This window comes from Streptomyces sp. NPDC104313, assembly GCF_055583985.1.
This window is the reverse complement of the sequence record NZ_JBVJMW010000014.1, coordinates 21,848-35,221: the sequence shown is the minus strand read 5'-3', so window position 1 is coordinate 35,221 and position 13,374 is coordinate 21,848. Positions and strand designations below refer to the sequence as shown.

Sequence of the window (13,374 nt, the reverse complement as noted above, 5' to 3'; positions counted from 1 at the left end):
TAAGGTCTGCGCCTGTGAGTGGAACATCAGCAGCTCTGACACCCCCGGCCGACGCCGTCGCGCCGGTCCGGCACCCCGGCGCGCCCGCCCCCGGCGAGCTCCTCGGAGCGCACTACGAACACTGTTTCGGCTGCGGCGGGGGACAGCCGCACGGACTGCACCTGATGGCGCGGGCCGGCGAAGGCGTGAGCGTCACCGCCGAGTTCACCGTGCAGCCCGCCCATCAGGGCGCCCCCGGCCTCGCCCACGGCGGCGTGCTCGCCACGGCGCTCGACGAGACCCTCGGCTCGCTGAACTGGCTGCTGCGCACGATCGCGGTGACCGGACGGCTGGAGACCGACTTCGTCCGCCCCGTCCCCGTGGACACCGTGCTGCACCTCGACGCCCGGATCACCGCCGTGCACGGCCGGAAGATCTACTCCACCGCCACCGGCCGGATCGGCGGCCCCGACGGGCCCGTCGCCGTCCGGGCCGACGCCCTCTTCGTCGAGGTCAAGGTCGACCACTTCATCGACAACGGCAGGCCCGCCGAGATCCGGGCGGCCATGTCCGACCCGGACCAGGTCAGGCGCGCCCGCGCCTTCGAGGTGAACCCGTGACGCGCAACCCCGTCGACGTACTGATCCGCCTCCTCGACCCGGACGTGCCGATTCCGGCGTACGGACACCCGGGCGACGCCGGGGCCGACCTGGTGACCACCGAGGCCGCCGAACTCGCCCCCGGCGAACGCGCGGTGCTCCCCACCGGGGTGTCGATCGCCCTGCCCGACGGGTACGCCGCGTTCGTTCACCCGCGCTCCGGCCTCGCGGCCCGCTGCGGAGTGGCCCTCGTGAATGCCCCGGGGACCGTGGATGCCGGGTACCGTGGGGAGATCAAGGTGATCGTGGTCAACCTCGATCCACGCGAGAGCGTGCGATTCGAACGGTTCGACCGGATTGCCCAATTGGTTGTCCAGCAGGTCGAGAAGGTGCGCTTCCACGAGGTGGCGGAACTTCCCGGCTCGGCGCGGGCCGAAGGGGGCTTCGGGTCCACCGGCGGCCACGCGTCGGTGGACGGCGCCGAGGGCGGGAACACCCACGGTGGGAACAGCTACGCTTCGGTCGTATCCGACCGGGAAGGACAGTGACGTGTTCGGACGTCGCAAGAAGAGTGGTTCCGCCGAGGACGCGGCGGACGAGGTGCGCGAGGCCGAGCAGGTCGCCGACGAGCCCGAGGGCAGTGACGGCGCCGTCAAGGGCGCCCGTCGGATGAACCTTCCGCCGGCCCCCAGGCCGGACGGACCCTGGGACAGCACCGAGGTCTCCCAGCCCGGCGAGGGCCGGGTCGACCTGGGCGGCATCTTCGTCCCCGGGGTCGAGGGCATGGAGCTGCGCGTCGAGGTGGCCGGGGACGCGATCGTCGCCGCCACCGTGGTGCTGCGCGACAGCGCGATCCAGCTGCAGGCCTTCGCCGCCCCCAAGAAAGAGGGCATCTGGGGCGAGGTCCGCGACGAGATCGCCTCGGGCATCACCCAGCAGGGCGGCATCATCGACGAGGTCGAGGGCCCGCTGGGCTGGGAGCTGCGCGCGCAGGTCCCCGTACAGCTCCCGGACGGCACGGGCGGTGTGCAGCTCGTGCGCTTCGTCGGCGTGGACGGGCCGCGCTGGTTCCTGCGCGGAGTGATCTCCGGCCAGGGCGCCGTCCAGCCGGAGGCCGCCGGGCTGCTGGAGACGATCTTCCGGGACACGGTGGTCGTCCGCGGCGACGGGCCGATGGCCCCCCGCGACCCGATCGTCCTCAAGCTCCCCAACGACGCCCAGATGGTGCCCGAGGGCGTACAGCAGGAGGACCAGGAGAGCTCGAAGTTCTCCGGTGGGATGGGGCAGCTCCAGCGCGGCCCCGAGATCACCGAGGTCCGCTAGCGGTACGCGGCAGGACTTCGCGGTGTTCGCAGCACAGGCCGGTGGGCCGTACCCTTTCCGCGGGTGCGGCCCACCGGCCATTGCCCGGCCGTGTCCCGCACGCACATACTGGCGGGCGACGACGCAGGCCACGTGATGACGGGGGAGCAGCATGACCGAGAGCACCAGCGGGCAGTCCGGCACGGCCCTTGCCGAGGACCCGGCCCGTACGGTCATGGTCACGGTCGAGGACCTGCACCGCTCGTACGGGAGCGGAGCGGCGGCCGTGCACGCCCTGCGCGGGGTCTCGTTCGAGATCCCCCGCGGTGAGCTGGTCGCGCTCAAGGGCCGCTCCGGCTCCGGCAAGACCACCCTGCTCAACCTGGTGGGCGGCCTGGACACCGCGGACAGCGGACGGATCACCGTCGACGGCACCGAGCTGTCGGAGCTCGGCGAGAAGGGCCTTCTGGAGCTACGCAGGGACCGGGTCGGCTTCATCTTCCAGTCCTTCGGCCTCATCCCGATCCTGACCGCCGCCGAGAACGTCGGCGTGCCGCTGCGGCTGCGCAGGGCCGATCCGGCCGAGCGCGACGAGCGGGTCGCCCTGCTGCTCTCCCTCGTCGGCCTCGCCGACCACGCCGAGCAGCGCCCCGGAGAGCTCTCCGGCGGCCAGCAGCAGCGTGTCGCCATCGCCCGCGCCCTCGCCAACCGCCCCGCCCTCCTGATCGCCGACGAGCCCACCGGACAGCTCGACGCCGAGACCGGGCTCGCCGTGATGGAACTGCTCCGCGCGGTCGTCCGCAGCGAGAACGTCACCGCCCTCGTGGCCACCCACGACCCCCAGCTGCTGGGCCTCGCCGACCGGGTCCTGGAGCTGAGCGACGGCCACATCGTCGAACACGGATGACGTTCCCGTAGCGCCCCCGCACCGGCCCCGGCGCGCATCAGAGTTCCGTCAATACGCTCCCCACCTGCACTCCTGGGGCCGAACCACGGCCCCGGGCGGAGTAGCGTCGAGGACGGCAGCCGCACCGGGCGCCAGCGACCCTCGACACGACAGGGCCGGACGGAAGAAGACAATGGGGCCATGGGACGCGGCACACTCCGGATCTACCTGGGCGCGGCACCGGGCGTCGGCAAGACGTACGCGATGCTTTCCGAGGCGCATCGCCGGGTCGAGCGTGGGACCGACTGTGTGGTGGCTTTCGTGGAGCATCACGACCGGCCGCGGACCGAGGTGATGCTGCACGGGCTGGAGCTTCTGCCGCGCCGGGAGCTGGAGTACCGGGGGAGTGTGTTCACCGAGATGGATGTGGACGCCGTTCTGGAGCGTGCTCCGGCGGTGGCGCTGGTGGACGAGCTGGCGCACACCAATGTTCCCGGTTCGCGCAACGCGAAGCGCTGGCAGGATGTCGAGGAGCTGCTGAGGGCGGGGATCGATGTCATATCCACGGTCAACATCCAGCATCTGGAGTCGCTGGGTGATGTCGTGGAGTCGATCACCGGGGTCCGGCAGCGTGAGACGGTGCCGGACGAGGTGGTGCGCCGGGCCGATCAGATCGAGCTGGTCGACATGTCGCCCCAGGCGCTGCGCCGGCGGATGGCGCACGGGAACATCTACCGGCCCGACAAGATGGACGCGGCGCTCTCGAACTACTTTCGCCCGGGCAACCTCACCGCCCTGCGTGAGCTGGCCCTGCTCTGGGTCGCCGACCGGGTCGACGAGTACCTCCAGCAGTACCGGGGCGAGCACAACATCCGTACCACCTGGCAGGCCCGCGAACGCATCGTCGTCGGACTGACCGGAGGGCCCGAGGGCCGCACCCTCATCCGCCGCGCCTCCCGGATGGCGGCCAAGGGCTCCGGCAGCGAGATCCTCGCCGTCTACATCGCCCGCAGCGACGGCCTGACCTCCGCCTCCCCGAAGGAGCTGGCCGTCCAGCGCACCCTGGTCGAGGACCTCGGCGGCACCTTCCACCACGTCATCGGCGACGACATACCGGCCGCCCTGCTGGAGTTCGCCCGCGGCGTCAACGCCACCCAGATCGTCCTGGGATCCAGCCGCCGGAAGACCTGGCAGTACATCTACGGCCCCGGGGTCGGCGCGACCGTCGCCCGCGAGTCGGGTCCCGACCTCGACGTCCACATCGTGACCCACGAGGAGGTCGCCAAGGGCCGCGGTCTGCCCATGGCCCGCGGTGCCCGGCTCGGCCGCGCCCGAATCATCTGGGGCTGGCTGGTCGGCGTCGTCGGCCCCGTCCTGCTCGCGGTGGTGCTGCGCGGCATGGAGGACGCCCCGGGCCTCGCCAACGACGTCCTGCTCTTCCTCTTCCTGACGGTGGCCGCCGCCCTGCTGGGCGGACTGCGGCCCGCGCTCGCCTCGGCGGCCGTCGGCAGCATGCTGCTGAACTACTGGTTCACCCCGCCCACCCACACCCTGACCGTCCAGGACCCGGAGAACCTCGTCGCCATCGTGATCTTCTTCGCGGTGGCGGTGGCGGTCTCCTCCGTGGTCGACCTCGCGGCCCGGCGCACCCACCAGGCCGCCCGGCTGCGCGCCGAGTCGGAGATCCTCTCCTTCCTCGCGGGTAGCGTGCTGCGCGGCGAGACCGCCCTGGACGCCCTGCTGGAACGGGTCCGCGAGACCTTCGCCATGGAGTCGGTCGCCCTGCTGGAGCGCAGCAGCGACGTCGAACCGTGGACCTGCGCCGGATTCGTCGGGCCGGCCCCGGTCACCCGCCCCGACGACGCCGACGTGGACATGCCGGTCGGCGACAACATGGCCCTCGCGCTGTCCGGCCGGGTACTGCCCGCCGAGGACCGCCGGGTGCTCGGCGCGTTCGCCGCCCAGGCCGCCGTCGTCCTGGACCGCCAGCGCCTGGTCGGGGAGGCCGAGCAGGCCCGCAGGCTCGCCGAGGGCAACCGGATCAGGACCGCCCTGCTCGCCGCCGTCAGCCACGACCTGCGTACCCCTCTGGCCTCCATCAAGGCCGCCGTCAGCTCGCTGCGCTCCGACGACGTGGCCTGGTCCGAGGCGGACGAGGCGGAGCTCCTGGAAGGCATCGAGGACGGCGCCGACCGGCTGGACCACCTCGTCGGCAACCTGCTGGACATGTCCCGCCTCCAGACCGGCACCGTGACCCCGCTGATCCGCGAGATCGACCTCGACGAGGTGGTCCCCATGGCGCTCGGCGGCGTCCCGGAGGGCAGCGTCGACCTCGACATTCCCGAGACGCTGCCGATGGTCGCCGTCGACCCGGGACTCCTGGAGCGGGTCGTCGCCAACATCGTGGAGAACGCCGTCAAGTACAACCCCGGCCAGGAGCCCGTCGCCGTGGCCGCCAGCGCCCTCGGCGGCCGGGTCGAGCTACGGGTCGTGGACCGCGGCCGGGGCGTCCCCGACGAGGCCAAGGAACGGATCTTCGAGCCCTTCCAGCGGTACGGGGACGCCCCGCGCGGTGCCGGAGTGGGCCTCGGCCTCGCCGTCTCCCGGGGCTTCGCCGAGGCCATGGGCGGCACCCTCGACGCCGAGGACACCCCTGGCGGTGGGCTGACCATGGTCCTGACCCTCTCCGCGGCGCCGGGCGGCGTCCGGACCGACGCCGAGCTGCCGGCCAAGGCCACCTCATGACATGTCCCCGCGTCCCGGGCCACCTCATGACACGCAGTCGCGGCCCGGGACGCCCCCGGGCGTACGCCGTGCGCCCCCGCGCGCTTCCCTCCGCCACGTCCTCCCCCTCTTCCCCGTACAGCGGGGTTCTTCCCTCCTCCCCGTGCAGCAGAAAGGCAGGTCCGCGATGACCAGGGTGCTTGTGGTCGACGACGAGCCGCAGATCGTCCGCGCCCTCGTGATCAACCTGAAGGCGCGCCAGTACGAGGTCGACGCCGCGCCCGACGGGGCGACCGCCCTCCAGCTGGCCGCCGCCCGCCACCCCGACGTCGTCCTCCTCGACCTCGGGCTGCCCGACATGGACGGGGTCGACGTGATCAGGGGCCTGCGCGGCTGGACCCGGGTCCCCATCCTCGTACTCTCCGCGCGCCACACCTCCGACGAGAAGGTGGAGGCCCTGGACGCGGGGGCGGACGACTACGTCACCAAGCCGTTCGGCATGGACGAGCTGCTGGCCCGGCTGCGCGCCTCCGTACGCCGGGCGGAACCGGTCGGCCAGGAGGGTGGCGCCGAGGACATCGCCCTCGTCGAGACGGAGGGCTTCACCGTCGACCTGGCGGCGAAGAAGGTGCACCGGTCCGGCCGCGACGTACGCCTCACCCCCACCGAATGGCATCTCCTGGAAGTCCTCGTCCGCAACGGCGGCCGTCTGGTCAGCCAGAAGCAGCTTCTCCAGGAGGTCTGGGGCCCCTCCTACGGCACCGAGACCAACTATCTGCGGGTCTACATGGCCCAGCTGCGCCGCAAGCTGGAGGCGGACCCCTCGCACCCCCGGCACTTCGTCACCGAACCGGGCATGGGCTACCGCTTCGAGCGCGGCTGACAGGCGCCGCTTCACTCGTTCGAGTGGTCACCCAGGCCCTCCGTGTACCGTCCGCAGGACCGGTACGCTTCGGGTATGAGTGCTGTTCGCCGATCCGAGAAAGCCGGGAAGGCCGGGAAGGCGGCGAGACCTTCCGGGCGCTTCCGCCGTATGCTCGACCGGCTCTCCAGTTCCCAGGAGGACCTGGAGTCCCAGGAGCTGCGGGAGGACGCTCAGGCCACCGGATGCACCCGGATCTCCGAGTGCTCCGACCGGCAGATCGTGAAGGTGGCTGGTACGTTGCGGACCGTCACCCTCCGTCCCCGGGCCGGAGTGCCCGCCCTGGAGGCGGAGCTCTTCGACGGCACCGAGCCGCTGGACGTGGTCTGGCTCGGCCGTCGTTCCATCGTCGGCATCGAACCGGGCCGCAGGATCATCGCCTCGGGACGGGTCGCCATGAGCCATGGCCGCCGGGTGCTGTTCAACCCCACATACGAACTCCGACCGCTCGCCAAGGAGTAGCCGGTGACGTCTCTCGACAAGCCGACGTCCGAAACGGACCAGCCCCACCGCACGGACCCGCAGCACGTCGGCGGGAGGCACGCCGCCCAGCAGGACGACGAGGCGAAGGCCGTCACCGAGGCCGCCCTCTTCGAGGCCTTCGGCGGCGTGCGCGGCATGGTGGAGACAGTCCTGCCCGGGCTGCTCTTCGTCACGATCTTCACCATCAACAAGGACCTGAACGCCTCGGCCATCGCGGCCCTGGCGGTGGCCTTGGCCCTCGTCGCCGTCCGGCTGATCCGCCGGGACACCGTCAAGCACGCCTTCAGCGGCGTCTTCGGGGTGGCCTTCGGTGTCGTCTTCGCGAAGATGACGGGCAACGCCAAGGACTTCTACCTGCCGGGCATGCTCTACACCCTGGGCCTCGCGGTCGCCTATATCGGCACCGCGGCGGCCGGGGTGCCGCTGATCGGCCTGATCCTCGGCCCGGTCTTCAAGGAGAACCTCTCCTGGCGGACTCGTAACCCCGGCCGGAAGAAGGCGTACACCAGGGCCAGTTACGCCTGGGGTTTCATCCTGCTGGCCAAGTGCGCGATCCTCTTCCCGCTCTACTGGTGGGCCGACACCACCGAGTTCGGCTGGGTGCTCATCGCGCTGAAGATCCCGCCGTTCCTGCTCGCGGTCTATCTGACCTGGGTCTTCCTCGCGAAGGCGCCTGCGCCCATCGACGTCTTCGCCGAGATGGAGGCCGAGGAACAGGCGGAGAAGGAGCGCAAGGCGCGGAGCGCCGCGGCGCTCCGCGACCCGGACGCCTGACCCGTACACCAGCCATCCCATGCGAAAGGGGCCCGAAACCGCTGAGGCGGTTCCGGGCCCCTTTCGCAGAAGGTGGGCGGTCAGTCCTCCGCCAGATCGCGCCGGACCGACAACAGGTCCTCCAACTGCTCCTCGCGCGCCTGGGCGGCCACGAACAGCAGCTCGTCACCGGACTCCAGGGACTCCTCGGGACTCGGCGTCAGCACCCGCGTACCCCGGATGATCGTCACCAGCGAGGTGTCCTCGGGCCAGGCGACGTCCCCGACCCGGGTCCCGGCCAGCGCCGACTCCGGCGGCAACGTGAGCTCCACCAGGTTGGCGTCGCCGTGGCTGAAGCGCAGCAGCCGGACCAGATCGCCGACGCTCACCGCCTCCTCGACCAGGGCCGACATCAGACGCGGTGTCGAGACGGCGACGTCCACGCCCCAGGACTCGTTGAACAGCCACTCGTTCTTCGGGTTGTTCACCCGGGCCACCACGCGCGGCACGCCGTACTCGGTCTTGGCGAGCAGCGAGACGACCAGGTTGACCTTGTCGTCCCCGGTCGCGGCGATCACCACGTTGCACCGCTGCAGAGCCGCCTCGTCCAGCGACGTGATCTCACAGGCGTCCGCGAGCAGCCACTCGGCCATCGGGACCCGCTCCACCGAGATGGCGGTCGGTGCCTTGTCGATCAGCAGCACCTCGTGCCCGTTCTCCAGCAGCTCGGCGGCGATGGAACGGCCCACCGCGCCCGCCCCGGCAATCGACACACGCATCAGTGACCGTCCTCCTCGGGACCCTGGGCGAAGGCCTCCTCGACCTTGGCGATCTCGTCCGTACGCATCATCACGTGGACCAGGTCGCCCTCCTGGAGGACGGTCTGTGAGGTCGGCAGTATGGCCTCACCCAAACGGGTGAGGAAGGCGACACGGACCCCCGTCTCCTCCTGGAGCGTGCTGATCTTGTGGCCGATCCAGGACGGCGTCGTGTGCACCTCGGCGAGCTGCACACCCCCGCTCGAATCGCGCCACAGGGGCTCGGCGCCCGAGGGCAGCAGCCGCCGCAGCATCTGGTCCGCCGTCCAGCGGACCGTCGCCACGGTGGGGATGCCGAGGCGCTGGTAGACCTCGGCGCGCCGGGGGTCGTAGATCCGCGCCGCGACGTTCTCGATGGAGAACATCTCGCGGGCCACCCGGGCCGCGATGATGTTCGAGTTGTCACCGCTGCTGACCGCGGCGAACGCCCCGGCGTCCTCGATCCCCGCCTCACGGAGGGTGTCCTGGTCGAAGCCGACCCCGGTGACCCGGCGACCGCCGAAACCGGACCCGAGGCGACGGAACGCCGTGGGGTCCTGGTCGATCACCGCGACGGTGTGCCCCCGCTGTTCCAGGGTCTGTGCGAGAGCGGCTCCGACGCGCCCGCAGCCCATGATGACGATGTGCACTGTGCGCCTACCCCGCCGTCCTGGTCATCCGGCTGACCTGCGAAAACACGCTGCTCACACTTCTCTCTCAGCTGGCTGGGCAAACAACGGGACACACACCCGCGGCGTGGCCCGGAGACGAGCTTAAGCGCCGGGGAAGTCAATCCCTCATCCGAGTGTCCGCATCCTCGCGCGGTCCGGCAAAGGGAAAGCAAAATACGCCGGGGCGAACGCAAGGATTGCGTTAAGGAATGGCGGGACGTTCTCCGCCGACCGCAGGAGATTCCGGGGCCACGTCGAAAGGGCGTGCGTTTCGGCCACGGGCTCCGCTTACGATCCTCAGCGTGTCCAAACTGACCGACCTGCCCAAACGGATCCTGATCGGCCGGGCGCTGCGCAGCGACAAGCTCGGGGAGACCCTCCTCCCCAAGCGCATCGCGCTCCCCGTCTTCGCCTCCGACCCGTTGTCCTCGGTGGCGTACGCACCCGGAGAAGTCCTCCTCGTGCTGTCCATCGCGGGGGTGTCGGCGTACCACTTCAGCCCCTGGATCGCCGTCGCGGTCGTCGTCCTGATGTTCACGGTCGTCGCCTCCTACCGGCAGAACGTCCGTGCCTACCCGAGCGGCGGCGGCGACTACGAGGTCGCCACCACCAACCTCGGCCCGAAGTCCGGACTGACCGTCGCCAGCGCCCTCCTCGTCGACTACGTCCTCACCGTCGCCGTGTCGATCTCCTCCGGCATCGAGAACCTCGGCTCCGCGATCCCGTTCGTCATCGAGCACAAGACGCTCTGCGCCATCGGCGCCATCGTCCTGCTCACCCTGATGAACCTGCGTGGCGTCAAGGAGTCCGGAAAGTTCTTCGCCATTCCCACCTACCTCTTCGTGGCCGGCGTCTTCCTCATGATCCTCTGGGGAGCGTTCCGGGGGGTGGTCCTCGGCGACACGATGCACGCCCCCACCTCCGAACTGGAGATCAAGCCCGAACACGAGGGACTGGCCGGCTTCGCCCTCGTCTTCCTCCTCCTGCGGGCCTTCTCCTCCGGCTGCGCCGCCCTCACCGGGGTCGAGGCGATCAGCAACGGCGTGCCCGCCTTCCGGAAGCCGAAGAGCAAGAACGCCGCGACGACGCTCGCCATGATGGGCCTGCTGGCCGTCACCATGTTCTGCGGCATCATCGGCCTGGCCCTGGCCACCGACGTCAAGATGGCCGAGAACCCGGCGGTCGACCTGATCCGCGACGGCGTCCCGGTCGGCGCGGGCTTCACCCAGGACCCGGTCATCGCCCAGGTCGCCGAGGCGGTCTTCGGCCACGGGTCCTTCCTCTTCCTGGTGCTCGCCGTCGCCACCGCGCTCGTCCTCTTCCTCGCCGCGAACACCGCGTACAACGGCTTCCCGCTGCTCGGTTCGATCCTCGCCCAGGACCGCTACCTGCCGCGCCAACTGCACACGCGCGGCGACCGCCTCGCCTTCTCCAACGGCATCGTGCTGCTGGCGGGCGCCGCGATCCTGCTCGTCTGGATCTACGGCGCCGACTCCACGCGCCTGATCCAGCTCTATATCGTCGGGGTGTTCGTCTCCTTCACCCTCAGCCAGACCGGCATGGTCCGGCACTGGAACCGCCTGCTGGCCGACGAACAGGATCAGGCCAAGCGCCGCCACATGGTCCGCTCCCGCGCCATCAACGCCTTCGGTGCCTTCTTCTGCGGCGTCGTCCTGGTGATCGTTCTCGCCACCAAATTCACCCACGGCGCCTGGGTGGCGCTGCTCGGCATGGTCATCTTCTACGGAACGATGACCGCGATCCGGAAGCACTACGACCGGGTCGCCGCCGAGATCGCCGCCGACGAGACGCCCGCTGACGAGAGCGTGCGCCCCTCCCGCGTCCACGCCATCGTCCTCGTGTCCAAGCTCCACCGCCCCACGCTGCGCGCCCTCGCCTACGCCAAACTGATCCGCGCCGACCACCTGGAGGCGCTCTCCATCAGCGTCGACCCGGACGAGACGAAGGCGCTGCGCGAGGACTGGGAACGACGTGCCATCAACGTCCCCCTCAAGATCCTCGACTCGCCCTACCGCGAGGTGACCCGCCCGGTCATCGACTACGTGAAGGGCCTGCGCCGCCAGAGCCCGCGCGACGTGATCAGCGTCTACATCCCCGAGTACGTGGTCGGCCACTGGTACGAGCACCTGCTGCACAACCAGAGCGCCCTGCGCCTGAAGGGCCGCCTGCTCTTCACCCCGGGCGTCATGGTGACCTCCGTCCCCTACCAGCTCCAGTCCTCCGAGGCGGCGAAGAAGCGGGCCCGCAGGCGCGCCGACTGGAACGCTCCGGGGTCGGTCCGCCGGGGCCCGGTGGAGCGGGGATACAGGGAGCCGAACCGCAAGGGGTGAGACCGCCGGCGCGACGGACGACGGGCGGCCCAGGCGTGAGACGCCGGCGCGACGGACGACGGGTCGGCCCGGTGGCGTGCGGGCACCGGGAGCACGGCGGAACGCGCGAGAAGGCGGGGCCGGTCGTGGTAAGCACCCTGACCGCGTCCACGTAGACTGGTGGGCTGTCGTCCGGCCGCAGGCCCGACCGTTTCCCCCCTTTCTCCCTGGAGCCTCCCCTCATGCAGAACGAACCCACGTCGTCGCTGGTCGGGGAGGAGTACGAGGTCGAGGTCGGGCCCGTCGCGCACGGCGGTCACTGCATCGCCCGTACCGACGGTAACCAGGTGCTCTTCGTACGCCACACGCTCCCCGGCGAGAAGATCATCGCCAAGGTCACCGAAGGCGACACGGACTCCCGATTCCTGCGGGCCGACGCGGTGCGGATCATCGAGCCGTCCAAGGACCGCGTCGAGGCGCCCTGTCCGTACGCCGGCCCCGGAATGTGCGGCGGCTGCGACTGGCAGCACGCCAAGCCGGGCGCGCAACGCCGCCTCAAGGGCGAGGTGATCGCCGAGCAGCTCCTGCGCCTGGCGGGCCTGACCCCCGAGGAGGCCGGCTGGGACGGCACGGTCATGCCGGCCGAGGGCGACAAGCTCCCCGCTGGCGAGGTGCCGGCCTGGCGCACCCGTGTCCAGTACGCCGTCGACGCCGACGGCCGCGCGGGCCTGCGCAAGCACCGGTCGCACGACGTCCAGCCGATCGACCGCTGCCTGATCGCCGCGCCGGGCGTCTCGGAGCTCGGCGTCGAGAAGCGCGAATGGCCCCAGATCGCCGCGGTGGAGGCCATCACCGCCACCGGCTCGAACGACCGCCAGGTCATCCTCACCCCGAAGCCCGGCGGCCGGCTCCCCCTGGTCGAACTCGACAAGCCGGTCTCCGTGCTCCGCGTCGACGAGAAGGACGGCGGCGTCCACCGCGTCCACGGCCGCGCCTTCGTCCGCGAGCGCGCCGACGACCGCACCTACCGCGTCGGCTCCGGCGGCTTCTGGCAGGTCCACCCGCAGGCGGCCAACACTCTGGTCCGCGCGGTCATGCAGGGCCTGCTGCCCCGCAAGAACGACACGGCCCTCGACCTCTACTGCGGCGTCGGCCTGTTCGCCGGAGCCATCGGCCAGCGCATCGGCGAAAAGGGCGCGGTCCTCGGCATCGAGTCCGGCAAGCGCGCCGTCGAGGACGCCCGCCACAACCTGGGTGACCTCGACCGGGTCCGCATCGAACACGGCAAGGTCGACCAGGTCCTGCCCCGCACCGGTATCACGGAGTGCGACCTGATCGTCCTGGACCCGCCGCGCGCGGGCGCGGGCAAGCAGGTCGTCAAGCACCTTTCAGGGCTGGGCGCACGCAAGATCGCCTACGTGGCCTGCGACCCGGCGGCGCTCGCACGGGACCTGGCGTACTTCCGGGACGGGGGATACAAGGTGCGGACGCTGCGGGCTTTCGACCTGTTCCCGATGACCCACCATGTCGAGTGCGTCGCGATCCTTGAGCCCGCCGCAAAGGGTGTCTGACCTGCCGTTTCGCCGAGTGTGCGTTATGTGCGCTGTGGGCGTTACGGGCGATATCTTGACGCATGAGCGACGCACGTGACGCACGTTTGACGCACGTTTGACGCACGTCCTGATGGGGTGTCAGGAGATCGTGGATATCCCTGATGGAACGTCAGGTACGGGTTAGTGGGAGCTCGGTCTTTGTCTTTCGCGGCGGATTCGGTACAGCGGGTTGGCCTCAGGTGAGAGGGCTATGGTGGAGTCGGTCGCCACCGGCCGACGTCAGCGCGTCGTGTCATGGTCGAACTCCGTTTCAACGTGTAGCGGCTGACGTATCACCAGGTCGCTGATCTGGCAAACATGCAGGTCAGTCAGGGT

The 13,374-nt window shown here is 70.6% G+C and carries 12 protein-coding genes; 10 read left to right on the top strand and 2 right to left on the bottom strand.

Annotated features, from left to right (window positions below; genetic code table 11):
- Window positions 1-14 precede the first annotated feature (14 nt).
- The 8 genes from ACZ60Q_RS27965 to ACZ60Q_RS27930 all read left to right on the top strand — a co-directional run bounded on the left by ACZ60Q_RS27965 (window position 15) and on the right by ACZ60Q_RS27930 (window position 7,669).
- A complete protein-coding gene (locus tag ACZ60Q_RS27965) occupies window positions 15-599 on the top strand; it encodes a PaaI family thioesterase (RefSeq protein ID WP_469640061.1) in 585 nt (194 codons plus the stop codon).
- On the top strand, window positions 596-1,126 hold the full coding sequence (dut, locus tag ACZ60Q_RS27960; RefSeq protein ID WP_469640059.1) for a dUTP diphosphatase: 531 nt from the start codon (window positions 596-598) through the stop codon (window positions 1,124-1,126). Before ACZ60Q_RS27965 ends, dut begins: the two co-directional genes overlap by 4 nt.
- 1 nt (window position 1,127) lies before the next feature.
- Entirely contained in the window at window positions 1,128-1,901 is a 774-nt protein-coding gene (locus ACZ60Q_RS27955) for a DUF3710 domain-containing protein (protein WP_469640057.1), read from the top strand.
- A 151-nt stretch (window positions 1,902-2,052) separates the two neighbouring features.
- A complete protein-coding gene (locus tag ACZ60Q_RS27950) occupies window positions 2,053-2,787 on the top strand; it encodes an ABC transporter ATP-binding protein (RefSeq protein ID WP_469640055.1) in 735 nt (244 codons plus the stop codon).
- A gap of 180 nt (window positions 2,788-2,967) precedes the next feature.
- A complete protein-coding gene (locus ACZ60Q_RS27945) occupies window positions 2,968-5,511 on the top strand; it encodes a DUF4118 domain-containing protein (RefSeq protein WP_469640054.1) in 2,544 nt (847 codons plus the stop codon).
- Between the two features lie 166 nt (window positions 5,512-5,677).
- Window positions 5,678-6,373, top strand: coding sequence for a response regulator (locus tag ACZ60Q_RS27940; protein WP_469640052.1), 696 nt, complete (start codon window positions 5,678-5,680; stop codon window positions 6,371-6,373).
- A gap of 75 nt (window positions 6,374-6,448) precedes the next feature.
- On the top strand, window positions 6,449-6,874 hold the full coding sequence (locus tag ACZ60Q_RS27935; protein WP_469640050.1) for an OB-fold nucleic acid binding domain-containing protein: 426 nt from the start codon (window positions 6,449-6,451) through the stop codon (window positions 6,872-6,874).
- Between the two features lie 3 nt (window positions 6,875-6,877).
- Window positions 6,878-7,669: a DUF3159 domain-containing protein gene (locus ACZ60Q_RS27930; RefSeq protein WP_469640048.1), complete on the top strand. Its 792-nt coding sequence runs from the start codon at window positions 6,878-6,880 to the stop codon at window positions 7,667-7,669.
- An 80-nt stretch (window positions 7,670-7,749) separates the two neighbouring features.
- Here ACZ60Q_RS27930 and ACZ60Q_RS27925 read toward each other — a convergent pair whose 3' ends face one another.
- Both ACZ60Q_RS27925 and ACZ60Q_RS27920 read right to left on the bottom strand, forming a co-directional pair.
- Window positions 7,750-8,427 carry a potassium channel family protein gene (locus tag ACZ60Q_RS27925; RefSeq protein WP_469640046.1) on the bottom strand — a complete coding sequence of 226 codons (678 nt, stop codon included), beginning with the start codon at window positions 8,425-8,427 and terminating at the stop codon, window positions 7,750-7,752.
- The gene (locus tag ACZ60Q_RS27920) at window positions 8,427-9,095 is read right to left on the bottom strand and encodes a potassium channel family protein (protein ID WP_469640044.1); all 669 of its coding nucleotides are present in this window, start codon (window positions 9,093-9,095) and stop codon (window positions 8,427-8,429) included. The genes ACZ60Q_RS27925 and ACZ60Q_RS27920 overlap by 1 nt, the downstream gene beginning before the upstream one ends.
- Window positions 9,096-9,418: 323 nt before the next feature.
- On the opposite strand from ACZ60Q_RS27920, the gene ACZ60Q_RS27915 reads away from it, so the two are divergent.
- Together ACZ60Q_RS27915 and ACZ60Q_RS27910 are read left to right on the top strand one after the other, a co-directional pair.
- A complete protein-coding gene (locus ACZ60Q_RS27915) occupies window positions 9,419-11,467 on the top strand; it encodes an APC family permease (protein ID WP_469640042.1) in 2,049 nt (682 codons plus the stop codon).
- A 221-nt stretch (window positions 11,468-11,688) separates the two neighbouring features.
- A complete protein-coding gene (locus tag ACZ60Q_RS27910; RefSeq protein ID WP_469640041.1) occupies window positions 11,689-13,017 on the top strand; it encodes a class I SAM-dependent RNA methyltransferase in 1,329 nt (442 codons plus the stop codon).
- Window positions 13,018-13,374: the final 357 nt, after the last annotated feature.